Origin of the sequence: Jeotgalicoccus nanhaiensis, assembly GCF_015235105.1 — a bacterium.
In the GTDB taxonomy this organism is placed as follows: domain Bacteria; phylum Bacillota; class Bacilli; order Staphylococcales; family Salinicoccaceae; genus Jeotgalicoccus; species Jeotgalicoccus nanhaiensis.
Genome location: NZ_JADGLW010000001.1, coordinates 365,680 through 391,044, shown reverse-complemented (window position 1 = coordinate 391,044; position 25,365 = coordinate 365,680). Strand labels below are relative to the sequence as shown.

Below are 25,365 nucleotides of genomic sequence, written 5' to 3'. Positions count from 1 at the left end.
ATTTTTGTTCTTGCCAGCTGATTGATTGTAGAAGTGACAGTGACCCGGCAGCGTCAAAAAATGATAAAATCCCAACAAAAAGGCCGGCGAATTCAATATTCGCCGGCCTTCAGCATACCGATAATTTATTTTTCTAGATTATCTCCGATAATGCGTACTTCGCGGTGAAGCACAACACCGAATTGATCCTGGATTGTGTTTTGTACATGTTCGATTAATGCTTCGTAGTCTCCCGCTGTACCGCCGTCGACGTTAACCATAAATCCGGCGTGTTTTTTTGATACTTCGACGCCGCCGATGCGGTAGCCCTGCAAGCCCGCATCCTGAATCAGCTTGCCTGCAAAATTGCCGGGCGGGCGTTGAAACACGCTGCCGCATGATGGATATTCAAGCGGCTGTTTTGATTCGCGTTTTTCCGTCAGATCGTCCATAACGGCTTTAATTTCATCGTAATTTTTTTCTTCAGAGAGTTCGAACTCTGCTGAAACGACAACGAGATGTTCTGTCTGAACGCGGCTAGTCCGGTAGCCGAGTTCAAGTTCCTCGAGTGTCAGCTTTACGAAATCGCCGCTTTCATTAATGGCAGTCACCTGAGTCAGACAGTCTTTCACCTCGCCGCCGTAAGCGCCCGCATTCATATAAACAGCGCCGCCGACTGATCCTGGAATGCCGCAGGCGAATTCAAGCCCCGAGAGTTCATGCTGCAGTGCAAGTCTCGATGCATCGATAATCGCTGCGCCGCTTTCAGCGACGAGCGTGCGGCCTTCCACTCGAATATCGTTCAGTTTTAAAAGGCTGACGACGATGCCGCGTATGCCGCCGTCGCGAATAATAATATTCGAACCGTTGCCGAGATAGGTTACGGGGATATTATTCTTATTGGCGAAAGCGATAACAGCGGCTGTATCTTCAACAGTTCCCGCTTCAACATACACATCCGCGGCTCCGCCTGTTTCAGTATAAGTATATTTATATAATGGTTCATCAATTTTAATTACCGATGACGTTAATAGTTTTTTAAGCTCCTGGTCAAGCTGCGTGTTATTCACATTAATTTTCCTCTCAAAGCATAATTAATATATATTATAGTTTAAATAAGGATAAATTTAAACTAACATAATATATGTTATAATGTAGCGTATTAAAAGAAAGAAAATTTTTCATAAAGCGAGGTTCTTATATGAATGGCAAATCGCTGACCTTCTATCCGCTGATCCTGCTGCTTGCAGTAATGCTTTCGGCATGCGGGAATAATCTGGAAGCTGATTTACATACTTATGAAGAAAGTACAGACAAGCTTACAGGACTGAATAATGAATTTAATGAGACCATTAATAATATGAACTTAGATAAACTTCAGGCAATGTACTATGGCGATGAAGAAGTGGATATAGAATATCTGCAGAATTTAAAAACTGAAGTCGATGAAATACTCGTGCCGCTTGCAGACAGCCTCACCGAAGAGCTTGACAGTGTCGAAGTGCCAAACAGCGAGCTCGAAGAACTGCATGGCATTTTGAGGGAGAGCATCAGCGTGAAGCAGGATTTTACATCTCAGATGTCTTCATTTTTAAATTCGTATGCTTTATCGATTGATTCCAATTCACAGCTGGTCTCTCTCAGCCAGTCTTTTATTACGCATCAGGAAGAACGCGATAATATTATCGAATCAGCAGACAGTGCCGAAGAAATTGAAGAGATGAACAAGCTGATTGAAGTGCTGAATGAGAACAGCGAAGAACTGGATAAGCACTCCACAGCTTTCCATAATGAAAAGAGCGCGGAAGAAAAAGAGCAGTATGCAAACGATATTCTGCTGCCTATGCTGGACGATCACATCGAAGCGCTGAATGCGCTGAATATCTCTACCGGCAAGGCAACCCGGGCCCGCACGATTTCACTCGAAATGTATTATAACTACCGGACGTATTTTGAAGAACGCAAAAATGTTATGGTTTCGGTTGAAAACCTGCAGGAAGTGTCATTGCAAAATGTGCTGCCGCTCGTAGAAACAGCAGCGACGCTCGACAGCCAATTCCAGGAAGAACTTGAAAATAAAAAAAATGAGGCCCGCTAGGAGTCTCATTTTTTTACGTTTTCGCCTGTCTCTTTACCAGTCTGCAGATTATGTAAAGGATGCTGCGGATCTTTTTCGATTTTTGAAATCATTACATTTCGGAGCACTACAGTAACAAGCCAGAACAGAAATACTGCAAGCAGTATCCAGGACATTAAATTGTTGTTTTCAAAGTCTAAAAAGAACAGTACAACAACGATAAACAGAATCGCGTTCAGCGAATCCAGGAAAGTCCAGCGCTTTAATTTTTTAGTCATAAGTAACCCTCCAGTACAGTTGCATTATATCATATGTCGAGAAACCGATTTGCTATATTTTAAAATAAGTGATAAATTATATAAAGTTAATGAAAGGTGTGATGAAATGTTAACTAAAATAACCAATATAGATGCATTTCAAAATCTAATTAAAAATAAAAATGAATTTTATTTTTTAAAACACAGCAATACTTGCCCGATATCTGCGTCGGCTTTTGAAGAATTTCAAAAATTCCATTATGAAAGAGACATGGACGGCTATTATTTAATCGTTCAGGACCACCGGGATTTATCTGACTATATCTCTGAAACTTACGAAATAAAACACGAATCACCGCAGGCATTTTATTTCTCCGGAGGAAAAGTAAAGTGGCATGATTCGCACAGCAAAATAACATTGAGCACTCTGTCGAGTGTGGAAGATTAAAAAAACGAGCCGGAGCTCGTTTTTTTATTATCCGATTGGGGCAAACATTACTCTGTTTTGTCCCAGTTTTTTCGCTTCGAACAAGGCGCCTTCTGCTTCTTTTAACAGATCGCGCTTGGTCGCTCCGGCAGTATCTTTATAGCCGACGCCGATTGAAACTGTCGCGTTAACCGTGTCGATTTCATTTACGTGGAACTTGGAATATTCAACACTGTTGCGAATCGCTTCGCCGAGACGGACTGTTTTATCGAAGGACAGATTGGGAATGACCATAGCGAACTCCTCGCCGCTGTTTCTAAACAGATGACCGCCTGTCGGCACGTAATTTTTTAACAGCGACGCCATCTGGCTGATAATCTTATCGCCGGAATCATAACTGTGCTTGTCGTTATACGATTTAAAACTGTCGATATCAATCAGGAGCAGGCTCAGCGTATCGTCATTTTCAAAGTGTTCGTCGACTAATTTATCGAGCGATTTCACATTTCCGAGCTGTGTCAGATGGTCGATAAACTCATCATCATCGATGCGTTTGTTCAATCTGTATATCGCGTTAATATCTTCATACATCATATGCGCAACAAATATAATCAGCGATGTTACAACGAGTAGTATTATACCTGTCATTAATGATATATTGTAGAAGAATTGATTTAGAATAATGATATATAAAGATGTGAAGATAATGTTTGTCACAACTAAATTCGCGTGCGTTATTTTACGGATAAAAGGCACGATCATCAAAAACAGCATATAGAGCACAATAAACACGATATAAGCTGAAATGCTGTGGTCAAAAATGAAATGATAGAAAAAATATACGACAGCAGCCGACATCAGGCCGTAGTAAAATGTATTATACGCTGCGAGAATTAACAGCGGGATAAAAAACAGCGCAAATTCACCCTCTGAAGTGCTGATCGGCACGAGCAGCGACAAAATTGATAATGTTGTCATTAAAAGCGACTGAAACAAACCTGTTTCCACAATCTTTTTTTCTTCGAAAAACTGAATACGGTAAAAGAGGTATATACCGCTTATAATTAAAGCGATATTTAATAAAAAATCGATGAACATAGCACGCCTCCTGACCGGATGAATTTATACCCTCATTATACAATGATTTATTCATTTAGGAAAATTATCATCAGATTCTTTAAAAAGGGAACTTTTTATACCGAATATGGTATATTTAATTGGATTAAAAATACGGGTGAGAATATGTATACTTTATTTATTTTATGTATATCGTTCGCGATATCTTTATTAATAGTGCCGCTTTTTATATACATTGCGAAGCGTTTCGGGTTTGTAGATTATCCGAACTACCGCAAAGTGCATAAAGTGCCGATGCCTTATCTCGGCGGTGTGGCGATTCTGCTGAGCTTTACAATCGTAACGCTGTTTGCTCAGCCTGTCGAAACTGAATATAAACCGATTATTATCGGTGCAGTAGTAATCTGCCTGATCGGGGTAATTGATGACAAGTATGATTTGAAGCCGTTCATTAAATTCCTCGGCCAGCTCGTCGCCATCGCAGTACCGATTTCATATGGTATTGTTATCGATACGATTACGCCTTTCGGCTTTGAAATTAACTTCGGTGTCTTTTCAATACTGGTCACTGTTATTTGGCTTGCCGCAATTATAAACGCGATTAATCTGATCGACGGGCTCGACGGTCTGGCAACAGGCGTTGTTATTATTGCGCTGGCAAGTATCGCTGTAATAACTATTTTCCAGCAGAACATCTTCGTCATGATGCTTTGTGTTATTCTGCTCGGTGCCTGTCTCGGATTTCTGCCGTACAACTTTCATCCGGCAAAAACTTTTCTCGGTGATAACGGGGCGATGATGCTCGGCTACATTATCGGTGTGCTGTCGATTATCGGCTTTAAAAATATTACATTTATTTCGCTGTTCTTCCCGATTATTATACTCGGGGTGCCGTTTATGGATATTTTCTTTGCGGCAGTCCGGCGGTACAGAGAAGGTGTGTCTGTTATGCGGGCAGATAAAAATCACCTGCACCACAGAGTGCAGCAGCTCGGTTTCTCTCACAGGGAGACCGTCGTGCTGATTTACTTTATTGCGCTCTTGTTCGCTATCGGCGGGGTAATCATGTACCTCGCAACTGTGCCGGGCGCGGTAATTATCGGCATTCTGCTCTTGTTTACGATGAATATAGTAGTTGAGGCGACCAATCTGATTGGCTCAAATCGCCGTCCGGTACTGAACTTTTTCCAGAAAGTATTTAATAAAATTCCATAATCAGACTGTTTCTTCAGCGATGATAATGTCGCCTTCTTCATAATCGAAACTGTTGCTGGTAATTTCTTTTAAGGTGTTGACGATTGCGTCGACACCTTTTTCTTTGACGTGCAGCACATAGCTCACCTTATCCGTGTAGTTCTGCGAAACGATTGCTGCTTCCGCCGTTTCGAGATAATGTTCGAACTTGCTCGTAAAAGTATAATCAAGGGTCACAGTGAGCGGCACAACCGGAACTTCCACAACTTTTCCTGCTTCCTTGACCGCGCTCGATGCGCCTTTTGAATACGCGCGTATTAAACCGCCGGCACCGAGCTTAATTCCGCCGAAGTAGCGGGTGACGACCACAGCCGCATTGTAAAGCTCTTCTTTTTTCAGCACTTCGAGAATCGGCACCCCGGCTGTACCCTGAGGCTCACCGTCATCATCCGCTTTTTGAATCAGGGCGCTTTTACCGATGATGTAAGCACTGCAGTTATGTGTAGCTGTTTTATGTTCTTTCTTTATTTCCGCTATAAAAGCTTTCGCTTCTTCTTCAGATTCAGTCCGTTTTATAAACGATAAAAACCGGGACTTTTTAATAACGATTTCAGTTTCCGCACTTTTGTAATTCATGTATTTTTGTTCCATAAAAACACCTCCATAACAGTTTATCATATGTCCGATATGTAGTAGAATAGTTACGAGATGAATTGGAGGAGACGCATATGAAAGTTGCGGTGGTCGTAGATTCGACAAGTTATTTATCAGAGGAAATTTTAGCCGAACATAATATATTTACAATTCCCTTAAATGTAGTGGTAGGGGATAAGACTTTTAAAGAAAACGAAATAGATAATAAATGGTATTATGCCGAAATGGCTGCACTGGAAGAACTGCCGACAACGAGCCAGCCGTCAATCGGCGATTATATTTTACTTTTGGAGTCGCTGTACCGGGACGGCTACACCGACGTTATCAGCTTCCATCTGTCTGCTGAAATCAGCGGCACATGCCAGAGTGCACGGGCAGCAGCTGCAAGTGTCGACGGTATTAACGTACACGTCGTTGACTCTGAAATTGCAGCTGCACCGCTAGGTTTTTTAGCTCTCTATGCGGCGCAGAATCTTGCTTCAAAGCCGCTTCAAGAAGTGCTGGCTGATGTTAATGACATGAAAGAGAAACACAGCATGAATGCCTTCTTCCTAGTCGATACACTGACAAATCTGCAGAAGGGCGGCCGCTTATCGAATGCCCAGGCCTTTATCGGCGGACTATTAAAGATTAAACCGATCCTTGAATTTCAGAACGGTAAAATTGTCGCTATCGAGAAAATAAGAACACAGAAAAAAGCGATGCTGAAAATTGAAGAAATGCTGCAGGCTGAATTTGACAAGCACGAAGGCAAAGAGCTGACAGCGTGTTTAATTCATGCCAATGCAGAGGAACTCGGTATGCGCTACAAACAGGAACTGGAAGAGAAGTTTCCGCAAGTTAAATTTGTCATGCAGGAATTTGGTCCGGTGGTCGGCACGCATTTAGGGGAAGGTGCGCTCGGCATCGGCTTCACCACGTATAAAGTAGATGTTACAGGCTTATAATAATATATTTTAAACCGCAGCTTATTCAGGCTGCGGTTTTTTTCTTGGGGGAATATTATGATTTTAAAACACGGCGCTCCGAACCTTATGTTCAAAGCTGGAGTAAAAGATAACAGATGTTTCCGCTGCGGCAACCGGGATAAAGATTTGTTTTATACGTATTACTCTTCATATGATGAGACAGACATTACTTACTGTCTTCACTGTATAGCACTCGGACGGTCGGACTCTCTTAATCCGCTGTACGGATATGAGACTGTCAGGCAGCGGGATAATATTGACTACGCTCTCGATTTTGAACTGAATGATATACAGCAGGCGGCGAGTACGAGACTGCTTGATGCAATTAAAAATAATCACAATCTTCTTTTGTACGCAGTGACCGGCGCAGGGAAAACTGAAATAACATTTGAAGGGATAAAATATGCACGGAACAGCGGTTTGAATGTGGCTTTCGTATCGCCGAGAATCGATGTTGTTAAGGAAGTTTATTTAAGACTCGCCGATGCCTTTAAAGGAGTGCGCATTGATTTAATGTACAGCGGCGTCAAATCAGTATTCTCTCATATGTTTACCGTCTGTACCGTGCACCAGCTGTTTAACTGCATCGATCATTACGATGTGATTATTATCGACGAAGTCGACGCCTTTCCGCTGCCGGAAGAACCGCTTTTAATGGAAACAGTTAAACGGTCGGCAGCGGAAGATGCATCGATTATTCTGATGACGGCGACGCCGACAGCGGAAATGAAATTGCTTGTTGGAAAAGACAATGTTGTTACAATCGCACGCCGCTATCACGGTTATGATTTAGCTGTGCCGAAAGTTATCTGGCAGAATTCCGGTAGGTATATAAAGAAGAAGCAGATCCCGCCGAAGCTTACAGAACTGCTCGATAATATTATTAAAGCAGACAGAAAAGTACTGGTCTTTTTTCCGGATATCACTATGATGAAAGCAGCTGCTGAGCTTTTGAAAAAGAAATACAGCCGTTTAGAATCGGTCTACAGCGGAGATGCTGAACGGTATGAAAAAGTGCAGCTGATGCGTGACGGGGAACTTGACATACTCTTGACGACTACTATTTTGGAACGTGGAGTAACGTTTTTATATCTGGATGTAATCGTGGTCGACGCGCACCGGTTCGACAGTGCAAGTTTAATCCAGATATGCGGGCGCGTCGGACGTAAACCAAAAGATCCGACAGGAAATATTTCGCTTATAACGGATTTTAATACTTCGGGTATCCGGGGCACTCTTGCTGCCATCAGTCAATTTAACAAAGGGAGGACGGCACTTTGAGATGTCTATACTGCCATGACGTTATTAAAGAAGAAATGACACTGATTACGCTGTTTACAAAAAATGAGCCCTTATGTTTAACATGCCGGGCTGCCCTGAATTTTAAATATCCGGGAGAAAGGTGCGGCCGATGCCATCAGCTTGTAAGAAAAGAAGCGGATATTTGCGCGGACTGTCACGTCCTCATAGATCTTTATCCCGCTGTAAATAAAATATATACGGCGACAGATTATAATGAAGAGATTAAAATGCTGATGCACCGTTATAAATTTGTGAAAGATTATGCACTCAGTGAAGTGCTGGCTCTGCTTATTTCATTTAATTTTAAACGTTACGATTATGTCATGCCGGTGCCTGTGTCGAGTGCCCGGCTGAAAGAGCGGACTTATAACCAGACGTCAGCTGTTATGAGAGCAGCTGGTGTGACTTATACGAATATGCTCGGCACAGGCAAGGTGAAAAGACAGTCGGAACTTTCAAAACATGAACGGCTGAGCAGCACAAATCCATTTTATTTACTGGAAAATGTTAAAGATATGAACTTATCGGGTAAGAGTGTACTTATAGCCGATGACATTTATACGACTGGCATTACAGTGCATCAGGCGGCTGATGTCATCAAAGATTTAAATTTTCAGAATATTGATGTGTTTACGTTTTCAAAAACTCAGCACATTTGATATAATGAAGATAAGAAACAAGGTACTTATAAGGAGGGCTCATCATGATTAGAGTTGAAATCAGAGGCGAAAACATTGAAGTAACAGACGCAATCCGCGATCACATCGAGGAAAAAGTCGGTAAGCTTGAACGTTACTTCAACGATGTACCAAACACTCATGCACACGTAAACATCAAGGTACGTAATAACAAACGGGGCAAGGTTGAAATTACGATTCCTATGAAAGATTTAACGCTGCGTGCTGAGGAAGGACACGATGATCTTTATGCTGCTGTCGATTTAGTAATTGACAAGCTGGAAAGACAAATCCGCAAGCATAAAACTAAGATCAACCGCAAATTCAGAGAGAAAAACCCTGAGGCCGATTTCTTCAATGCATCAGCGTTCGAAAACGGCGCACAAGAAGACAATGAGAATAGTGACGAGATTGCAATTTTCCGTTCTAAAGAATTCACTTTAAAACCGATGGATTCTGAAGAAGCAGTTCTGCAGATGAATATGCTCGGTCACGATTTCTTTGTCTTTAATGATAGAGAAACTGATGGTACCAGTATTGTTTACCGTCGTAAAGACGGCAAATACGGCTTAATCGAAACAAATTAATGTCAAATTGCTTAAAACCCTGACGGCGGTTTACCCGCCTTCGGGGTTTTTTGATGTTACATATTTTATTTTCCTCTATAATGGTGGTAAAATGTAATGATGTATAAACAGGTAATTTTTCATGAGGGAGAGAAAATCCATGGGTGTTTTGGATAAATTGTTCGACGGCAACAAAAGAGAGTTAAAAACGTTGCGTAAACAGGCACAAAAGGTGCTTGAACTGGCACCGGAAACAGAAAAATTAAGCGATGATGATATTAAAAATAAAACAGCGGAATTTCAGGAAAAGCTGAAGTCTGCTGAGGGTGATAGAAAACAGGAAGAAAAAATACTGGACGACATACTGCCGGAAGCATTTGCGATAGTAAGAGAAGCGGCCAAGCGTACGCTCGGCATGGAACCGTTCGAAGTTCAGGTGATGGGCGGTATCGCGCTTCATAAAGGCGATATTGCAGAGATGAAAACCGGGGAAGGTAAAACCTTAACAGCGACGATGCCGGTGTATTTAAATGCGCTGACAGGACGCGGCGTGCATGTTATTACGGTCAACGAGTATTTATCTGAAATACAAATGGCTGAACTTGAAGTGCTGTATAACTACCTTGGACTGACAGTCGGCTTAAACCTGAATGCTAAAAACAGCACTGAAAAGCGCGAAGCATTTGCGGCAGATATTACGTATACAACAAATAACGAGCTCGGCTTCGATTATTTACGGGATAACATGGTGACTTATAAGCAGGACCGTGTACTCCGCGGTTTAAATTTTACCGTCATTGATGAGGTTGACTCAATCTTAATTGATGAAGCGCGGACGCCTTTAATTATTTCAGGTAAAGCAAAAGAACGGGAAACGTATTATTTACAAGCTCATCAGTTTACGAGAATGCTGAAAGAGGAAGAAGACTACACTTACGATATTAAAACGAGAAATATACAGCTGAACGAATCCGGCATGGAAAAGGCGGAGAAATGGTTTAAGATCGATAATCTGTATGATGTTCAGCATGTCAGTCTGCTGCATCATATCAATCAGGCGCTAAAAGCGAACTATTCAATGGAACGCGATGTAGACTATGTCGTTGAAGATGAAGGTATTCTGATCGTCGATCAGTTTACGGGACGCACGATGAAAGGCCGCCGTTTCTCTGATGGTCTGCACCAGGCAATCGAAGCAAAAGAGGGTGTGGATATTCAAAATGAATCGCGCACGATGGCATCGATTACCTTCCAGAACTTCTTCCGGCTGTTCCACAAACTGTCAGGTATGACAGGGACGGCGAAGACCGAAGAAGAAGAGTTCATGAACATTTATAATATGCGCGTGACACAAATCCCGACGAACCAGCCGGTGGCTAGAATCGACAACACGGATAAAATTTACGCGGCTGAAGAAATTAAACTGCGTGCGGTCGTGGATGATGTTATCGAACGTCACCGCAAAGGACAGCCGATTCTAATCGGTACTGTTGCTGTTGAAACGAGTGAACTGATTTCAAATCTGCTGAAAAAACACGGTATTCGTCATAACGTTCTGAATGCGAAAAACCACGGACGTGAAGCGGAAATTATTAAAGAAGCCGGTAAAAAAGGCGCAGTAACGATTGCGACAAACATGGCTGGGCGCGGGACGGATATTAAACTTGGCGACGGCGTAAAAGAACTTGGAGGCCTGGCGGTAATCGGGACGGAGCGTCACGAATCACGACGCATCGATGACCAGCTCCGCGGGCGTTCCGGACGTCAGGGTGATGTTGGGGAAAGTACATTCTACCTGTCGCTTGAAGATGATTTAATGCGCCGCTTCGGTTCCGAGAGAATTCAAAGCATGATGGAGCGCATGGGCATGAGCGAAGAGGAACTGACGAGCAAAATGATTTCCCGCGGTGTGGAATCTTCACAAAAACGGGTGGAAGGCAATAACTTCGATGCGCGTAAGCGACTGCTTGAATACGATGAGGTACTCCGTAAACAGCGTGAAATTATTTACGGCGAACGCGATGAAATTATCGACCATGATGATGTTTCCGGACTGTTAAACGATATGATTGAACGGTCTGTGCAGCGTACTGCAGAGTTTTACGACCTCGACAATGAAGAAGATATCGATTATGAACAATACGTTAAAACGCTCACGGAGATGTATCTTCCTGAAGATGCAATCAGCATTGATGATATCCGCGGCAAAGGTCCGGATGAAATCTTCAGCCTTGTTATGGACAGAGTGAAAACTCATCTTGACGAGAAAGAAGAAACGCTCGGTACAGAGAAAATGCGGTTATTTGAACGCATGATGATGCTCCGCACGATGGACCAGAAATGGGTAGAACACATCGACAGCATGGATCAGCTGAGAACAGGAATTCACCTCCGTTCATACGGTCAGATAAACCCGCTCCGGGAATATCAGAACGAAGGTATTCAGATGTTTGAAAACATGCTTGTTAATATTGAAGATGACACTGCGAAATATGTGCTGAAAACAACTGTCCGTACGGATGAGGAAATGAAGCGCGAGCAGGTCGTTGACAAAAAACAAATGCATACAGGCGACGGAAAACCGAAAGCGAAAAAGCAGCCGGTCAAACGCCAGGTTAAAGTCGGCAGAAATGACCCGTGTCCATGCGGCTCGGGCAAAAAATACAAAAACTGTCACGGACAATAAGTTAGGGGATACAATATGGAATTAAGTGAAGTAAAAAACTTTTTACAGGAAAAAAGAGAGAAATTAAATGACTTTAGGGGGTCTCTTTGACTTAGAAGAAAAAGAGACTCAAATACAGGAAAATGAAGAGCTTATGCTGGATCCGGATTTTTGGAACGACAGCGATAAGGCAGCAGAAGTTATCGCAGACAATAACTATCTGAAAAAAATTGTCGACGGCTTTAATTCTCTCAGCAGCTCCCTGGACGATATTGAAACATCCCATGAACTGCTGCGCGAAGAATACGATGAAGAACTGGTGGAACTGCTTGAAGAATCAGTTAAAGAGACATCAGCAGCCATTGAAGAATATGAATTAAACCTGCTTTTAAGCGGTGAACACGATTCTCTGGATGCGCTGCTCGAGCTGCATCCGGGTGCCGGCGGCACCGAATCTCAAGACTGGGCTGAAATGCTTTTAAGAATGTATCAGCGCTACAGTGAATCCGAAGGCTTTAAAGTCGAAACTTTGGATTACCAGGGCGGAGACGAAGCGGGTGTGAAGAGCGTGTCTTTATCGATTAAAGGACCTAATGCATACGGATTGCTGAAAGCCGAAAAAGGTGTGCACCGTCTGGTAAGAATATCGCCGTTCGATTCATCGGGACGCCGCCATACGTCGTTTGTGTCGTGCGAAGTCACACCGCAGTTTAAAAATACGGATATTAATATAGAAATTAATACTGATGAAATTAAAATTGATACCTACCGCTCAAGCGGTGCCGGCGGACAGCACGTTAATACGACAGACTCGGCTGTACGTATTACGCACCTGCCGACCGGTGTGGTGGTAACCTGTCAAAATGAACGTTCGCAAATTAAAAACCGCGAGCAGGCAATGCAGATGCTGAAAGCAAAACTGTATCAGCGGAAGCTGGAAGAGCAGCGTGCGGAAATTGATAATATTAAAGGTGAACAGAAAGAAATCGGCTGGGGAAGCCAAATCAGAAGTTATGTCTTTCACCCGTACTCCATGGTTAAAGATCACAGAACAAATTACGAAGTCGGCAATACCGATAAAGTAATGGACGGCGACCTTTCGCCATTTATTCACGCTTATCTGCGCTGGAGTATGTAAAATAATTGGAGGTCTGTAATAAATGAAAAGAATACTGCTGACTGCAGGCTTTAGTATTGTTCTTTTACTCGGCGCATGCGGCGGAAGTGAAGAAGAAACAGGCGATGAACAGGCAGCTGTGGATGACGGCAAAGCAATTTACCGCAGCGCATCGTGCTTCAGCTGTCACGGAGCGGATCTGGAAGGAGCATCCGGGCCGAACCTTCAGGAAGTCGGTGCGAGACTGAGTGAAGATGAAATCCGTACTGTGATTGTTGAAGGTACAGATGTCATGCCGGGCGGCCTCGTCGAAGATCCAAAAGAACTGGATGCACTGGCGGCATGGCTGTCGGAACAGCAATAATTTAAGATTGGCACACGGACATGATAGATATGTCCGTGTTTTTTTATTTTCGAAGAATGTGAAAGTATATATTACAGTACATTAATAATCGGGTAAATTAAGTTACTATTGATGATTTCAAGGTTCATCGTTTAAAAGCAGATAGAAAAAATATTGGTATTGTAAAATTCAGACCTTCAGATTTCTAAGAAATTTCTTTTATATTACAAGTATATTACAAAGCACAATTTCGATTTTTCTTATGCTATAGTTTAAATCGTGTCGTAATAGATAGATGTGAGCGGAAACATCAGACAAAAAACTTATATAAAACTTAAACTAATTATCTAGTAGGAGGAAATTCACTTTATGAAAAAAACAGTAGTATCTGTAGCAACTTTGACAGCAATCACAGGTGTAGCGGCAACAGCGGTTTCAGCAGACGAGTACACTATATCCAGTGGAGATACTTTATGGGGAATAGCTAATGAAGTTGGTACATCAGTTGCAGACTTAAAAGCTGATAACGAACTTTCAAGTGATATTATTTTCCCGGGAGATGTACTGACAGTTAATCCAGAGGAAGCTGAAAAAGCACCTGCTCCTGCTAGTAATGAATCAACATACATAGTTAAACCAGGAGATACGCTTGGGCAAATTGGAGCGGAATTCTCATTAGATTACAATGAAATCATGAAATGGAACAACTTATCTTCAGATCTTATTTTTGTTGGTCAGGAACTTTCAATTGACGGATCAGCAGCTGCTGAACCAGCAGCAGAAGTTGAAGAAGCACCTGCTGTAGAAGAAGTTCAGGAAGCTGAACCAGCAGTTGAGGTAGAAGAAGAACCAGCTGTAGAAGAAGTTCAGGAAGCTGAACCAGCAGTTGAAGTAGAAGAAGAGCCAGCGGTTGAAGAAGTTCAAGAAGCTGCACCAGCAGTTGAGGTAGAAGAAGAACCAGCTGTAGAAGAAGTTCAGGAAGCTGAACCAGCAGTTGAGGTAGAAGAAGAGCCAGCGGTTGAAGAAGTTCAAGAAGCTGCACCAGCAGTTGAGGTAGAAGAAGAACCAGCTGTAGAAGAAGTTCAAGAAGCTGCACCAGCAGTTGAGGTAGAAGAACCAACTGAAGAAGAATTAGCAGCCGAAGAGGCTGAAGCACAAGCAGCAGCAGAAGCTCAAGCGGCAGAAGAAGCTGAAGAGGCTGAAGCACAAGCAGCAGCAGAAGCTCAGGCAGCAAAAGAAGCTGAAGAAGCTGAAGCACAAGCAGCAGCAGAAGCTCAGGCGGCAAAAGAAGCCGAAGAAGCTGAAGCTCAAGCAGCAGCAGAAGCTCAGGCAACAAAAGAAGCTGAAAAGGCTGAAGCTCAAGCAGCAGAAGCTCAGGCGGCAGAAGAGGCTGAAGCACAAGCAGCAGCAGAAGCTCAAGCGGCAGAAGAAGCTGAAGAGGCTGAAGCACAAGCAGCAGCAGAAGCTCAAGCGGCAGAAGAAGCTGAAGAGGCTGAAGCACAAGCAGCAGCAGAAGCTCAGGCGGTAAAAGAAGCTGAAGAGGCTGAAGCTCAAGCAGCAGCAGAAGCTCAAGCGGCAAAAGAAGCAGAAGAGGCTGAAGCTCAAGTAGCAGCAGAAGCTCAGGCGGCAAAAGAAGCAGAAGAGGCTGAAGCTCAAAGAATCGCGGAAGTACAAGCAGCTGAAGAAGAAGCGGCTGAACGTGCTGCAGAACAGGCAGCAGAAGAAGCAGAAGCTCAGGAACAACCTGCAGCAGCAACTCCAGTTTCAAGTGCAAGCAATGGCAAGAACTATTACCAGTGGGGTTCATGTGCATGGTACGTATTTGAAAAACGTTCTTCTATGGGCCTATCAGTTGGAAACGGTTGGGGAGATGCTACGAATTGGGCGTCTAATGCTCAAGCAGCAGGTTACTCTGTAAGCAACTCGCCTTCAGTAGGCGCTATTATGCAGGCTCCAGCTCATACTAATGGTTCATACGGCCAAGGACATGTTGCAGTTGTTGAACGTGTTAATGGTGATGGATCAATTCTAGTATCAGAAATGCAGTTCGGCGGAGGACTTGGTGATTTAAACACGAGAACTATCAGTGCTTCTCAAGTTTCAAGCCATAACTTCATTAACTAATATACATTAATAAAGTCAGCGGGAAACAGATCTATTTTACATAGATCTGTTTCCCGCTATTTTTATACTTCTGAATAAAGTTTTAAAAATAGGTTATCTAATACTATATAGAAGGAAAATCAAAATATCGGGCACCGTGAAACCGACAGTGTCCGACAAACTCAATAATTATAAGAAATAGCAAGATTGAACTATTAAGAAGGGAGCATCTATCTTCAATGAAAATTATTTCACAGGACAACAATACATCTGTTGCACTGACTTCTCTGATTATTCTCTGGATTCTTAACTTGCTCACATTCAAGCAGATTAAAAAGCTGGATGATAAAGTAACTGCAATGAGGAAGCAGTGGCAGAAGGACAGGCAGGCTGATAATCACAAAATATAGGGTACAGTATATCTTCATTCTTCACATTTTCTTAACCTCTCCAGACGGTACTTTATCAGTACGGTATGTTAAAATGATTAAAATGATATGAGAGGGAAAGTGGATTGGATGACGGGGAAAAAAATTATTATTGCGGTTGTTTTTATCGCGTTCTTTCTGCTCATCGGTATTAGTATTGGTGCTGTGATTAATGTATCCGACGATCAGATGAGAGAAAGAAGCCTGCAGACGCTGCAGGATTCTGAAGGGCGCGACAATCATCATGCGGTCGGTTTGAATTTGCTCGGCACGGAGTCAGAGGCTGTAATCAATACTGAGGAGCCGCTCAGAGATATTATTCAGGATAATGAAGTGACTGTTGTAAACTTTTTCGCTTCCTGGTGCGAACCGTGTAAAAGGGAAACGCCTGAGCTAAATGAGTATGCACAAGATACGGCAGACAGCGATGTTCAAGTCGTCGGTATCAATATCGATGACAGTGTTAAAAACCGCGATGAATTTTTGAAAACTTACGATGTTCAGTACCCTGTCTTCGAACTGGCTGATGAGGCGGATATGACAAAAGAATTTAAAATCAGCCTAATGCCGACTACATTCTTTATCGATTCGAACGGTGAAGTAGTACGTGCGTATATTGGAGAAATAGGACCGGAATTGATTACGAATTACATTAACTATGTAAAGGAGCGTCAATAAATGGGAATACATCAATATTTTAAAAGTTTAAACGATTTGGAGAAGCTTGTCAGATGTCCCGGCAAGTTTAAATACCAGGAGCACAACGTTGCTGCGCATTCATTTAAAGTGACAAAGATTGCCCAATATCTCGGAACGGTTGAAGAGCATAAGGGCAATGAGGTTGATTGGCGTTCTTTATATGAGAAGGCACTGAATCACGATTATCCGGAAATTTTTACAGGAGATATTAAAACGCCTGTCAAGTATGCATCACTTGAGCTGAACACACTCTTTCTGGAAGTTGAAGAAACGATGACTGAGAAGTTTATAGAAACCGAATTTCCGCCGGAATATCAGCAGATATACAAAGACCGGCTGAAAGAGGGCAAGGACAGTACGCTGGAAGGCCAGATTCTTTCTGTTGCAGATAAAATTGATCTGCTTTACGAATCTTTTGGTGAAATTCAAAAGCGCAATCCCGAACCTCTATTTTTCGAAATCTATGAAGAGTCGCTAGCGACGATTAAACGTTTTGATCATTTACTATGCGTCCAGGATTTTCTGGAAAATATTTTAACAGAAATGCTGTCGGAACGTTTTATTCCGAAAGATGAGCTGTTTGAAATAACGAATGCCATTCTGAACCGGGAGTAGTATGATGGATTTGTACTGGTACATGATGGCAATGGTCGTCCCGGCAACGACTGTTGTAGTGTTTACGCGTCTTACGCGTAATAAATATGTTGCAGTGATGCTGACTTTTATTTTATTTGGTACATCGATTTACAGAGGTTTTTACCCCAGCGAGTGGGTAATTTACATAGATTCTGCATCGATTTTTGTAGGGTATATAATAGTAGAGATTTTTGAGCTGGATAATTTTAATAGAGAAGATGAAGAGTAGAAATGACCGAACAAATGTTTGTTATTTCTGCTCTATTTTTGTTAAAATAGTATAGATTAATAAGTGGAGGCGAAACAATGGCAGATTTTGAGTTAGTTTCTAAATTTGAGCCGGCTGGTGACCAGCCTCAAGCAATTGAAGAATTAGTAGAGCAAATCAATTCCGGACAAAGACACCAGACACTGCTTGGTGCGACAGGTACCGGTAAAACATATACGATGAGCCAGGTCATTCAGAGAATCGGCAAGCCGACTTTGATTATTGCACATAACAAAACACTGGCAGGACAATTATACAGTGAATTTAAAGAATTTTTCCCGAATAACAGGGTGGAATATTTCGTCAGTTACTATGACTATTTCCAGCCTGAAGCATACGTGCCGAGCACGGATACGTTTATCGAAAAAGATGCATCGATCAACGACGAAATCGATAAACTGCGCCACTCCGCAACAAGTTCCCTCTTTGAAGGAGATGACGTTATTGTTATTTCTTCAGTCAGCTGTATTTACGGGCTCGGTAATCCTGAAGAATACCGCGATCTCGTTGTCAGCATCCGGACGGGAATGGAACTCGACCGCAACCAGTTTTTACGTAAACTTGTAGACATTCAGTATGCCCGCAACGATATCGACTTTAAACGCGGAACGTTCAGAGTGCGCGGAGATATAGTAGAAGTATTTCCGGCGTCACGCGATGAACAGTGTATACGCGTTGAGTTTTTTGGTGATGAGATTGACAGAATCCGTGAAATAGACTATTTAACGGGCGAAGTCTACGCAGAACGCGAGCACTTTGCTATTTTCCCGGCATCCCACTTCGTTACGCGCGATGAAAAAATGAAAGTCGCGATTGAACGCATAGAAAAAGAGCTGGAAGAACAGCTGAAAAAATTTCGTGCCGAAGATAAACTGCTTGAAGCGCAGCGTTTAGAGCAGCGGACTAATTACGATCTCGAAATGATGCGTGAAATGGGCTTTTGTTCCGGTATCGAGAACTATTCAGTTCATTTAACGCTCCGGGAACTCGGTTCAACACCGTATACACTCATCGACTACTTTAAAGATTTTCTTATTATGATTGATGAATCCCATGTTACAGTACCGCAAATCAGGGGAATGTATAACGGAGACAAAGCACGTAAACAGGTGCTTGTTGACCACGGTTTCAGATTGCCGAGCGCGCTCGACAACAGACCGCTGATGTTTTCAGAGTTCGAGGAGAAAGCAGAACAGCTGCTTTATGTCTCAGCCACACCGGGACCCTATGAAATCGAACATACGAAAAAGATGGTCGAACAGATTATCCGTCCGACAGGTCTGCTTGATCCGACGATTGATGTCAGACCATCCGAACATCAGATCGATGACTTGATGGAAGAAATTCACGGGAGAATAGAGAAAAATGAACGCGTTCTGATTACTACGCTGACGAAGAAAATGTCAGAAGATTTAACGACATATTTAAAAGAAGCAGGTATTAAAGTGCAATATCTGCATTCTGAAATTAAAACGCTGGAGCGTATTGAGATACTCCGTGAACTCCGTATCGGTACTTATGATGTGCTGGTTGGGATTAACCTGCTCCGTGAAGGTCTGGATATTCCGGAAGTTTCGCTCGTTACGATTCTCGATGCAGATAAGGAAGGTTTTCTCCGTTCCGAACGCTCGCTGATTCAGACAATCGGACGTGCGGCGAGAAACAGCAACGGGCACGTTATTATGTACGCAGATAAAATTACGGATTCGATGCAGTATGCACTCGATGAAACGGCGAGACGCCGCGAAACACAAATTGAATTTAATGAAAAACATAACATTACACCGACGACGATTAATAAAGAAATCCGCGACGTCATCAGTGCGCATATAGATATTAAAGAAGATGACAAGACGAAGAAAAAATCAGCTACGAAGAAACTGACAAAATCAGAACGCGAAAAATTGCTTGAGAAACTGGAAAAAGAAATGAAGGAAGCTGCAAGAGACTTGGACTTTGAAACAGCTTCTGAATTAAGAGATGCAATATTTGAGATTCAGGCAGAAGGGTGAGTTACATGAAAAATCCATTCATCAGCATTAGGGGTGCGAGAGAGAATAATTTAAAAGGAATAGATTTAGATATTCCAAGAGACCAGCTCGTCGTTATGACGGGCTTATCCGGTTCGGGTAAATCGTCGCTTGCTTTCGATACTATATATGCCGAAGGCCAGCGGCGTTATGTCGAGTCGCTCAGTTCATATGCACGTCAGTTTTTAGGACAGATGTCGAAACCTGACGTCGATACGATAGAGGGACTGTCGCCAGCAATATCGATTGACCAGAAGACAACTAGCAACAACCCGCGGTCGACAGTATCAACGATTACGGAAATATACGACTATCTGCGCCTTTTGTATGCACGTGCAGGAACGCCGTACTGTCCAATTCACGACATTGAAATTTCATCCCAGACTATTGAAGAAATGACAGATATTATTATGCAGCTGCCGGAACGGACCCGTATTCAGGTGTTCGCACCGGTAATGCGCGGCAAAAAAGGCCAGCATAAAAAATTAATTACTGATTTAAGCAAAGAAGGCTATGCACGTGTCATTGTCGATGGTGAAATGTATGACATTGAAGAAGTGCCTGAACTAAGTAAGAATAAAAAACACGATATTGACGTAGTTATAGACCGGCTCGCAGTCAGGGAAGGAATTGAATCCCGTTTGTCTGATTCGCTGCAGGTTGCCCTTCAGAAGTCCGGCGGCAATGTAACGATTAACGTTATAGATGGGGAAGATCTGCACTTCTCGGAAAACTTTTCATGTCCGGAATGCGGCTTTACGATTTCTGAACTTGAACCGCGGCTGTTTTCTTTTAATGCACCGTACGGCGCTTGTGTAGAGTGTGACGGCCTTGGCATGAAGATGTCGGTCGATGAATCACTCGTTGTGCCGGATGTTAATCTTTCACTTAATGATGGTGCAATTACTACATGGCAGCCGATCAGTTCAACATATTACACGCAGCTGTTAACTCAGGCAGGCGAGTATTACGGCATCGACATGACTGTGCCGTTTAAAGATTTAAGTAAAAAAGAAAAAGATATTATTCTTAACGGCGGCAGCGATGAAATTAAATTTAAATTTGCTCAGGATAATGGAGTAGTCCGCGAACGGAAAATGGCATTTGAAGGTGTCCTGAAAAATATCGAAAGACGCTATAACGAAAGTCCTTCTGAATATACGAGAAATGTTATGAGCCAGTATATGAGGGAAATCGAATGCAAACGCTGCGACGGCTACCGTCTAAACGATGAAGCACTTGCGGTTAAAGTGGATGGTGCGCATATCGGACAGGTTGTTGAGCGTTCAGTTAAGGATGGCATCGACTTTTTCGATCATATCTCTTTATCCGCTCAGAACGAAGAGATTGCTGAGCCGATTTTAAAAGAAATAGACAGCAGACTGTCATTTTTAAGAAACGTCGGTCTCGATTATTTAACATTAAACAGAAAAAGCGGTACGCTGTCCGGGGGAGAAGCGCAGCGGATCCGTCTGGCAACACAAATCGGTTCGCGCCTCAGCGGTGTGCTCTATATTCTGGATGAGCCGTCAATCGGACTGCACCAGCGCGACAATGAGCGTTTAATCAATACGCTGAAAGATATGAGAGAACTCGGCAACACTCTGATAGTTGTTGAACACGATGAAGATACAATGCTTGCGAGTGATTACTTAATCGATATCGGACCGGGCGCAGGAGAACACGGCGGAGAAGTGGTGTCTTACGGTACGCCAAAGGAAGTAATGGCGGACGATAATTCCTTAACGGGACAGTATTTAAGCGGTAAGAGAGAAATTGCCCTGCCGGAAAACTACCGTAAACCGGATAAGAAAAAAGTGTTCAAGATTAAAGGCGCACGTGAAAACAATCTGAAAAATATCGATGTTAATATTCCTCTTGGTGTGCTGAATCTCGTTACAGGTGTTTCAGGTTCGGGCAAGAGTACACTGATTAATGAAATTCTGTATAAGAGTCTTCATCATCAGCTGTATAAAACGAAAGAAGTACCGGGTGAGCATGACAAAGTCGAAGGTATTGAGCATATCGATAAAATTATCGATATCGATCAGTCGCCGATCGGCCGGACACCGCGCAGTAACCCTGCAACGTATACAGGTGTTTTTGATGATATAAGAGATGTCTTTGCTCAGACTAATGAAGCGAAAGTCCGGGGCTACCAGAAAGGGCGCTTCAGCTTCAACGTTAAAGGCGGCCGCTGTGAGGCGTGCAGAGGCGACGGCATACTGCGTATAGAAATGCATTTTCTTCCGGATGTTTTTGTGCCGTGTGAGGTATGTCACGGAAAACGTTACAACAGAGAGACTCTGGAAGTAAAATATAAAGACAAAAGCATAGCAGATGTGTTAAAAATGACAGTAGAAGAAGGATACTATTTCTTTGAAAATCTGCCTAAAATTAAACGTAAAATCAAAACACTCGTCGATGTGGGACTCGGTTATGTGCGTCTCGGCCAGCCGGCAACAACCTTGTCAGGCGGGGAAGCGCAGCGTGTTAAACTTGCGAGCGAGCTGCACAGACGTTCTAACGGCAAAACGCTTTATATACTTGATGAACCGACAACCGGCCTGCATTCGGAAGATATTAAAAACTTAATCGGCGTCATTCAGCGTCTCGTTGACCAGGGGGATACCGTGGTCATTATCGAACATAATCTCGATGTCATCAAGGTTGCAGATCATATAATTGATCTCGGGCCGGAAGGCGGCGAGGGTGGCGGAAACATCGTCGTCAGTGGTACAGTAGAAGATGTAATTGCCAATGAAAACAGCCACACGGGACATCATCTTAAGAAGTGGTTAAACAGAAACCATTAGGAGGTAATATCAGTGGAAAGTAAAGAACGCATTTTAAAAATGCTTGAAGAAGGCAAGATAACTTCGGAAGAAGCAATCGAACTGATGTCGGCTTTAAACGCGAAGTCAGCACCGGAAAATAAAGAAACGGATCAGCAGGCGGATCGTGAATCATCCCGCAATACGGAATCAGGCGGCCTGTTCGGCGACTATGTCGGCCAGTTTGTCGATGAGTTTAATAAGTACGTTAACAAAGACAAGGTAAACGATACGTATACGAATGTTAAAAGTAAGCTCGGCAGCGGGCGCCAGACAAAACAGCTGTTTGACGGTTTGGAGAAAGCATTTGATTCGGTCGGTTCATCTTTTGATTCTGTGTTTTCACAAGGTCCTAAAAACCGGCTTATCGAAACAGTTGAAACGCCGTTTAACAGTATTTCAGTTGATATTGCCAACGGCAATGTAGAGCTGGTTCCAGCTGAGCGTACAAATGTTGTGAAATTCGAAGTGACACCGTTTTACCGGAAACTCGATACGAAAAAAAATTACTTCCAAGATATAATATGCGAAGTCAAAAATGATGAACTTGTTATCGTGTCAGATGTTAAGTCTGCGCGTGTCAACGTCGTGATTGAAGTAACTGAAGAAACACTGAAACGTATTATTTTATCGACATCAAACGGGAATGTTAAAATCGCTGATAAATCATTCACTGATTTAACTGTCGATCTCCTGAATGGTGATATTGAACTTGCACAGGTGCAAGCTAAAAATGCTTTCCTCCGCACGTCGAGAGGAAATATTAAAGTATCCGAAGGACAGTACAAAGGCATCGAGATCGTCTCTATGCTCGGTACTATTTTAACGGACAATCTGGATGCGAAAACTATCGATATTTCCTCAAACGGTTCGGTTAATATCGCGCTTAAGAAAGAAACTGAAGAAGCCACTATTAATTCAAATATGGGCAGCATTAATATCAGTGTACCCAGCGGCAGGGAGCTTGAGGGCCGTCTATCTACAGTACTCGGACAGATTAATTATCCGCCTGAACTCGATGCACGTTATATGAAACAGCAGGACATCGGCTTTAAAGAGCTGATGCTGGTGAATAATACAGACGAAGCTGGAATGTTTCTGGAAGTGGGCACGAAAGTCGGCAGTGTAACCCTGCACCGCAGTTAAAAAATAATAACAAGTAAAGGGCTGGCAAATGCCAGCCCGTTTTTTGCTATAATACAGGTAACGGTAAATGATAGAAAAGAAGCAGGCCGGATGGAGGTGCAGCGATGCTGCTGGTAAAAGATTTAGTCGAAGAATACAACTTAAAAATATGGGGCGGCAATAAGGGGCTTGATAACGAAATTTTAAGTTTTGACTTGTCGCGGCCCGGATTGGAAATTGCAGGATATTTTTCCCATTACTCGTCTGACAGAGTACAGATACTCGGCATGACGGAAATCTCATTTTTTGAACGTGTGCTTTCAGAGTCAGAACGTGAAGACCGTGCGAAGCGGCTGTGTAGAAAAGAAACACCGTGTATTATCGTCACCCGCAGCCAGCAGCCGCCGCTTGAATTAATCGAAGCGTGCAACCAGACAAACACAGTGCTCTTGATTACGGAAGATAATACGACAAACTTTACGAGCCGGATTACAACGTATCTTGAGAAAGAGCTGGCGCCGGAAACGAATATGCACGGTGTCCTGGTCGACGTCTACGGCATAGGTGTTCTGATTACGGGAGAAAGTGGAATCGGTAAAAGTGAGACGGCGCTTGAACTCGTTAAAAATGGCCACCGGCTGGTGGCGGATGATAACGTTGAAATTAAAGAAGTGACAAAAAATGTGCTGATGGGTTCCGCACCTGAACTGATTCAGCATCTGCTTGAAATACGCGGACTCGGCATTATCAATGTGATGACTCTGTTCGGAGCCGGGTGCATTCTCACCGAAAAACGTATTATGCTGAATGTACACCTTGAAAACTGGACGGATAATAATACATATGACCGTCTCGGACTCGAAGATAAAAAGATCAGCATTTTAAATTCCGAAGTGACAAAAAAGGTCATTCCGATCCGTCCGGGGCGAAGTCTTGCAGGCATTATCGAAGTCGCTGCTATGAACCACCGTCTGAATCAGATGGGGCATAATGCAGCAGTGGAATTTAACGACCGTCTGAACGAAAAAATCAAAAATAACGGAGGCAGCTTATGATGATTTTGAACTCTGCCATCGATCCGGTGGCAATATCTCTCGGACCGCTGTCCATTCACTGGTACGGTATTATTATATTAACCGGAATGATACTTGGATATTATCTGGCAAACAGGGAAACGATAAAAAAAGGTTTGCCCGAAGATTTATTTATGGATTTAATGATGTATATCATTATCTTTTCACTCATCGGTGCGCGTCTTTACTATGTCTTCTTTAATCTGGATTATTACTTCTTTAACCCATTGGATATTATAAAAGTATGGGAAGGCGGCATGGCTATTCACGGCGGTCTGATCGGCGGCTTCCTTGCCGGCCTGATTTATACGAGGGTAAAAGGCTACAGCTTTTTCCAGGTAGCGGATATTGCGGCTCCGAGTATACTGCTTGGTCAGGCCATCGGCCGCTGGGGCAACTTTATTAATCAGGAAGCTCACGGCGGACCTGTTACAAGAGAATTCCTTGAGAATTTAATGATCCCGGAATTTATAATTAATCATATGAATATCGATGGCACTTATTATCATCCAACATTTTTATATGAATCAGTATGGAGTATTATCGGTGTAATTATATTATTATTAATACGTCCAAAATTACCGCTCGGCCACACAGTACTCATTTATTTGATATACTATTCAGTCGGCAGGTTCTTTATCGAAGGCATGCGTACCGACAGTTTAATGATTGGCGATATGCTGAGAACAGCCCAGGTGATTTCGGTAATAACGATTATCGGTGCATTGGTGATAATGATTTACCGGCAGCAAAAATACGATTTGCCGAAATACGGCAGCGTCTACGGCAATTATGCAGCTAAAGATAAACCAAGACATATAAAGAAATCAACTGCAGTCAATAAGAAGAAAAAAAGGAAGAAGTAG

The 25,365-nt window shown here is 42.9% G+C and carries 24 protein-coding genes; 20 read left to right on the top strand and 4 right to left on the bottom strand.

The window, feature by feature from the left end:
• Positions 1 to 125: 125 nt before the first annotated feature.
• The gene (gene murB, locus IR135_RS01890; protein WP_135096180.1) at positions 126 to 1,049 is read right to left on the bottom strand and encodes a UDP-N-acetylmuramate dehydrogenase; all 924 of its coding nucleotides are present in this window, start codon (positions 1,047 to 1,049) and stop codon (positions 126 to 128) included.
• A gap of 131 nt (positions 1,050 to 1,180) precedes the next feature.
• Here murB and IR135_RS01885 point away from each other — a divergent pair, with 131 nt between their 5' ends.
• A complete protein-coding gene (locus tag IR135_RS01885) occupies positions 1,181 to 2,077 on the top strand; it encodes an EMYY motif lipoprotein (RefSeq protein ID WP_135096178.1) in 897 nt (298 codons plus the stop codon).
• A 5-nt stretch (positions 2,078 to 2,082) separates the two neighbouring features.
• On the opposite strand, the gene IR135_RS01880 is transcribed toward IR135_RS01885, so the two are convergent.
• Positions 2,083 to 2,334 carry a hypothetical protein gene (locus IR135_RS01880; RefSeq protein WP_135096176.1) on the bottom strand — a complete coding sequence of 84 codons (252 nt, stop codon included), beginning with the start codon at positions 2,332 to 2,334 and terminating at the stop codon, positions 2,083 to 2,085.
• Between the two features lie 106 nt (positions 2,335 to 2,440).
• On the opposite strand from IR135_RS01880, the gene ytxJ reads away from it, so the two are divergent.
• Positions 2,441 to 2,761 carry a bacillithiol system redox-active protein YtxJ gene (gene ytxJ, locus IR135_RS01875; RefSeq protein WP_115883816.1) on the top strand — a complete coding sequence of 107 codons (321 nt, stop codon included), beginning with the start codon at positions 2,441 to 2,443 and terminating at the stop codon, positions 2,759 to 2,761.
• A 27-nt stretch (positions 2,762 to 2,788) separates the two neighbouring features.
• Here the strand turns inward: ytxJ and IR135_RS01870 are convergent, their stop codons facing one another.
• Entirely contained in the window at positions 2,789 to 3,838 is a 1,050-nt protein-coding gene (locus tag IR135_RS01870) for a GGDEF domain-containing protein (protein ID WP_135096174.1), read from the bottom strand.
• Between the two features lie 144 nt (positions 3,839 to 3,982).
• On the opposite strand from IR135_RS01870, the gene IR135_RS01865 reads away from it, so the two are divergent.
• The gene (locus tag IR135_RS01865; RefSeq protein ID WP_135096172.1) at positions 3,983 to 5,032 is read left to right on the top strand and encodes a glycosyltransferase family 4 protein; all 1,050 of its coding nucleotides are present in this window, start codon (positions 3,983 to 3,985) and stop codon (positions 5,030 to 5,032) included.
• Here IR135_RS01865 and IR135_RS01860 read toward each other — a convergent pair whose 3' ends face one another.
• Complete coding sequence (locus IR135_RS01860; RefSeq protein WP_135096170.1) at positions 5,033 to 5,662, bottom strand: YigZ family protein; 630 nt, start codon at positions 5,660 to 5,662, stop codon at positions 5,033 to 5,035.
• Positions 5,663 to 5,739: 77 nt separating this feature from the next.
• Here IR135_RS01860 and IR135_RS01855 point away from each other — a divergent pair, with 77 nt between their 5' ends.
• From IR135_RS01855 to lgt, 17 genes are all read left to right on the top strand, one after another.
• Positions 5,740 to 6,612: a DegV family protein gene (locus IR135_RS01855; protein ID WP_135096168.1), complete on the top strand. Its 873-nt coding sequence runs from the start codon at positions 5,740 to 5,742 to the stop codon at positions 6,610 to 6,612.
• A 57-nt stretch (positions 6,613 to 6,669) separates the two neighbouring features.
• Positions 6,670 to 7,914, top strand: a complete 1,245-nt coding sequence (locus IR135_RS01850) for a DEAD/DEAH box helicase family protein (protein ID WP_135096166.1) — start codon at positions 6,670 to 6,672, stop codon at positions 7,912 to 7,914.
• The gene (locus tag IR135_RS01845) at positions 7,911 to 8,594 is read left to right on the top strand and encodes a ComF family protein (RefSeq protein WP_135096164.1); all 684 of its coding nucleotides are present in this window, start codon (positions 7,911 to 7,913) and stop codon (positions 8,592 to 8,594) included. Before IR135_RS01850 ends, IR135_RS01845 begins: the two co-directional genes overlap by 4 nt.
• A gap of 44 nt (positions 8,595 to 8,638) precedes the next feature.
• A complete protein-coding gene (gene hpf / locus IR135_RS01840) occupies positions 8,639 to 9,199 on the top strand; it encodes a ribosome hibernation-promoting factor, HPF/YfiA family (RefSeq protein WP_135096162.1) in 561 nt (186 codons plus the stop codon).
• A 139-nt stretch (positions 9,200 to 9,338) separates the two neighbouring features.
• Positions 9,339 to 11,864, top strand: coding sequence for a preprotein translocase subunit SecA (gene secA, locus IR135_RS01835; protein WP_135096160.1), 2,526 nt, complete (start codon positions 9,339 to 9,341; stop codon positions 11,862 to 11,864).
• A gap of 15 nt (positions 11,865 to 11,879) precedes the next feature.
• Positions 11,880 to 12,981, top strand: a protein-coding gene (gene prfB / locus IR135_RS01830) for a peptide chain release factor 2 (protein ID WP_194194241.1) whose coding sequence is annotated in 2 segments (ribosomal slippage) — positions 11,880 to 11,942 and positions 11,944 to 12,981 — 1,101 coding nt in all. Because the reading frame shifts where the segments join, the coding sequence is not laid out codon by codon here.
• Positions 12,982 to 13,003: 22 nt separating this feature from the next.
• Positions 13,004 to 13,324: a c-type cytochrome gene (locus IR135_RS01825; RefSeq protein WP_135096156.1), complete on the top strand. Its 321-nt coding sequence runs from the start codon at positions 13,004 to 13,006 to the stop codon at positions 13,322 to 13,324.
• 348 nt (positions 13,325 to 13,672) lie between these two features.
• Positions 13,673 to 15,427, top strand: coding sequence for a CHAP domain-containing protein (locus IR135_RS01820; protein WP_167753335.1), 1,755 nt, complete (start codon positions 13,673 to 13,675; stop codon positions 15,425 to 15,427).
• A 218-nt stretch (positions 15,428 to 15,645) separates the two neighbouring features.
• On the top strand, positions 15,646 to 15,816 hold the full coding sequence (locus IR135_RS01815) for a hypothetical protein (protein ID WP_167753334.1): 171 nt from the start codon (positions 15,646 to 15,648) through the stop codon (positions 15,814 to 15,816).
• Between the two features lie 108 nt (positions 15,817 to 15,924).
• A complete protein-coding gene (locus IR135_RS01810; RefSeq protein ID WP_135096154.1) occupies positions 15,925 to 16,512 on the top strand; it encodes a TlpA disulfide reductase family protein in 588 nt (195 codons plus the stop codon).
• The gene (locus IR135_RS01805) at positions 16,513 to 17,148 is read left to right on the top strand and encodes a YfbR-like 5'-deoxynucleotidase (RefSeq protein WP_135096152.1); all 636 of its coding nucleotides are present in this window, start codon (positions 16,513 to 16,515) and stop codon (positions 17,146 to 17,148) included.
• Between the two features lie 4 nt (positions 17,149 to 17,152).
• Complete coding sequence (locus tag IR135_RS01800) at positions 17,153 to 17,398, top strand: CsbA family protein (protein WP_135096150.1); 246 nt, start codon at positions 17,153 to 17,155, stop codon at positions 17,396 to 17,398.
• 77 nt (positions 17,399 to 17,475) lie between these two features.
• The gene (uvrB, locus tag IR135_RS01795) at positions 17,476 to 19,449 is read left to right on the top strand and encodes an excinuclease ABC subunit UvrB (RefSeq protein ID WP_135096148.1); all 1,974 of its coding nucleotides are present in this window, start codon (positions 17,476 to 17,478) and stop codon (positions 19,447 to 19,449) included.
• A gap of 5 nt (positions 19,450 to 19,454) precedes the next feature.
• The gene (gene uvrA / locus IR135_RS01790; protein WP_135096147.1) at positions 19,455 to 22,283 is read left to right on the top strand and encodes an excinuclease ABC subunit UvrA; all 2,829 of its coding nucleotides are present in this window, start codon (positions 19,455 to 19,457) and stop codon (positions 22,281 to 22,283) included.
• Positions 22,284 to 22,295: 12 nt separating this feature from the next.
• Positions 22,296 to 23,447, top strand: coding sequence for a DUF4097 family beta strand repeat-containing protein (locus IR135_RS01785; RefSeq protein ID WP_135096145.1), 1,152 nt, complete (start codon positions 22,296 to 22,298; stop codon positions 23,445 to 23,447).
• A gap of 104 nt (positions 23,448 to 23,551) precedes the next feature.
• Positions 23,552 to 24,481 carry an HPr(Ser) kinase/phosphatase gene (gene hprK / locus IR135_RS01780; protein ID WP_135096143.1) on the top strand — a complete coding sequence of 310 codons (930 nt, stop codon included), beginning with the start codon at positions 23,552 to 23,554 and terminating at the stop codon, positions 24,479 to 24,481.
• On the top strand, positions 24,478 to 25,365 hold the full coding sequence (gene lgt, locus IR135_RS01775; RefSeq protein ID WP_228063370.1) for a prolipoprotein diacylglyceryl transferase: 888 nt from the start codon (positions 24,478 to 24,480) through the stop codon (positions 25,363 to 25,365). The genes hprK and lgt overlap by 4 nt, the downstream gene beginning before the upstream one ends.

Excerpts from the sequence above, each read along its gene's own strand:
- IR135_RS01820 (WP_167753335.1), top strand. The coding sequence starts at position 13,673 with ATGAAAAAAACAGTAGTATCTGTAGCAACTTTGACAGCAATCACAGGT.
- IR135_RS01805 (WP_135096152.1), top strand. The coding sequence starts at position 16,513 with ATGGGAATACATCAATATTTTAAAAGTTTAAACGATTTGGAGAAGCTT.
- ytxJ (WP_115883816.1), top strand. The coding sequence starts at position 2,441 with ATGTTAACTAAAATAACCAATATAGATGCATTTCAAAATCTAATTAAA.
- IR135_RS01825 (WP_135096156.1), top strand. The coding sequence starts at position 13,004 with ATGAAAAGAATACTGCTGACTGCAGGCTTTAGTATTGTTCTTTTACTC.
- IR135_RS01855 (WP_135096168.1), top strand. The coding sequence starts at position 5,740 with ATGAAAGTTGCGGTGGTCGTAGATTCGACAAGTTATTTATCAGAGGAA.
- secA (WP_135096160.1), top strand. The coding sequence starts at position 9,339 with ATGGGTGTTTTGGATAAATTGTTCGACGGCAACAAAAGAGAGTTAAAA.
- IR135_RS01870 (WP_135096174.1), bottom strand. The coding sequence starts at position 3,838 with ATGTTCATCGATTTTTTATTAAATATCGCTTTAATTATAAGCGGTATA.
- IR135_RS01815 (WP_167753334.1), top strand. The coding sequence starts at position 15,646 with ATGAAAATTATTTCACAGGACAACAATACATCTGTTGCACTGACTTCT.
- lgt (WP_228063370.1), top strand. The coding sequence starts at position 24,478 with ATGATGATTTTGAACTCTGCCATCGATCCGGTGGCAATATCTCTCGGA.
- IR135_RS01850 (WP_135096166.1), top strand. The coding sequence starts at position 6,670 with ATGATTTTAAAACACGGCGCTCCGAACCTTATGTTCAAAGCTGGAGTA.
- IR135_RS01865 (WP_135096172.1), top strand. The coding sequence starts at position 3,983 with ATGTATACTTTATTTATTTTATGTATATCGTTCGCGATATCTTTATTA.
- IR135_RS01880 (WP_135096176.1), bottom strand. The coding sequence starts at position 2,334 with ATGACTAAAAAATTAAAGCGCTGGACTTTCCTGGATTCGCTGAACGCG.
- hpf (WP_135096162.1), top strand. The coding sequence starts at position 8,639 with ATGATTAGAGTTGAAATCAGAGGCGAAAACATTGAAGTAACAGACGCA.
- IR135_RS01885 (WP_135096178.1), top strand. The coding sequence starts at position 1,181 with ATGAATGGCAAATCGCTGACCTTCTATCCGCTGATCCTGCTGCTTGCA.
- IR135_RS01860 (WP_135096170.1), bottom strand. The coding sequence starts at position 5,662 with ATGGAACAAAAATACATGAATTACAAAAGTGCGGAAACTGAAATCGTT.
- IR135_RS01810 (WP_135096154.1), top strand. The coding sequence starts at position 15,925 with ATGACGGGGAAAAAAATTATTATTGCGGTTGTTTTTATCGCGTTCTTT.
- uvrB (WP_135096148.1), top strand. The coding sequence starts at position 17,476 with ATGGCAGATTTTGAGTTAGTTTCTAAATTTGAGCCGGCTGGTGACCAG.
- hprK (WP_135096143.1), top strand. The coding sequence starts at position 23,552 with ATGCTGCTGGTAAAAGATTTAGTCGAAGAATACAACTTAAAAATATGG.
- uvrA (WP_135096147.1), top strand. The coding sequence starts at position 19,455 with ATGAAAAATCCATTCATCAGCATTAGGGGTGCGAGAGAGAATAATTTA.
- IR135_RS01800 (WP_135096150.1), top strand. The coding sequence starts at position 17,153 with ATGGATTTGTACTGGTACATGATGGCAATGGTCGTCCCGGCAACGACT.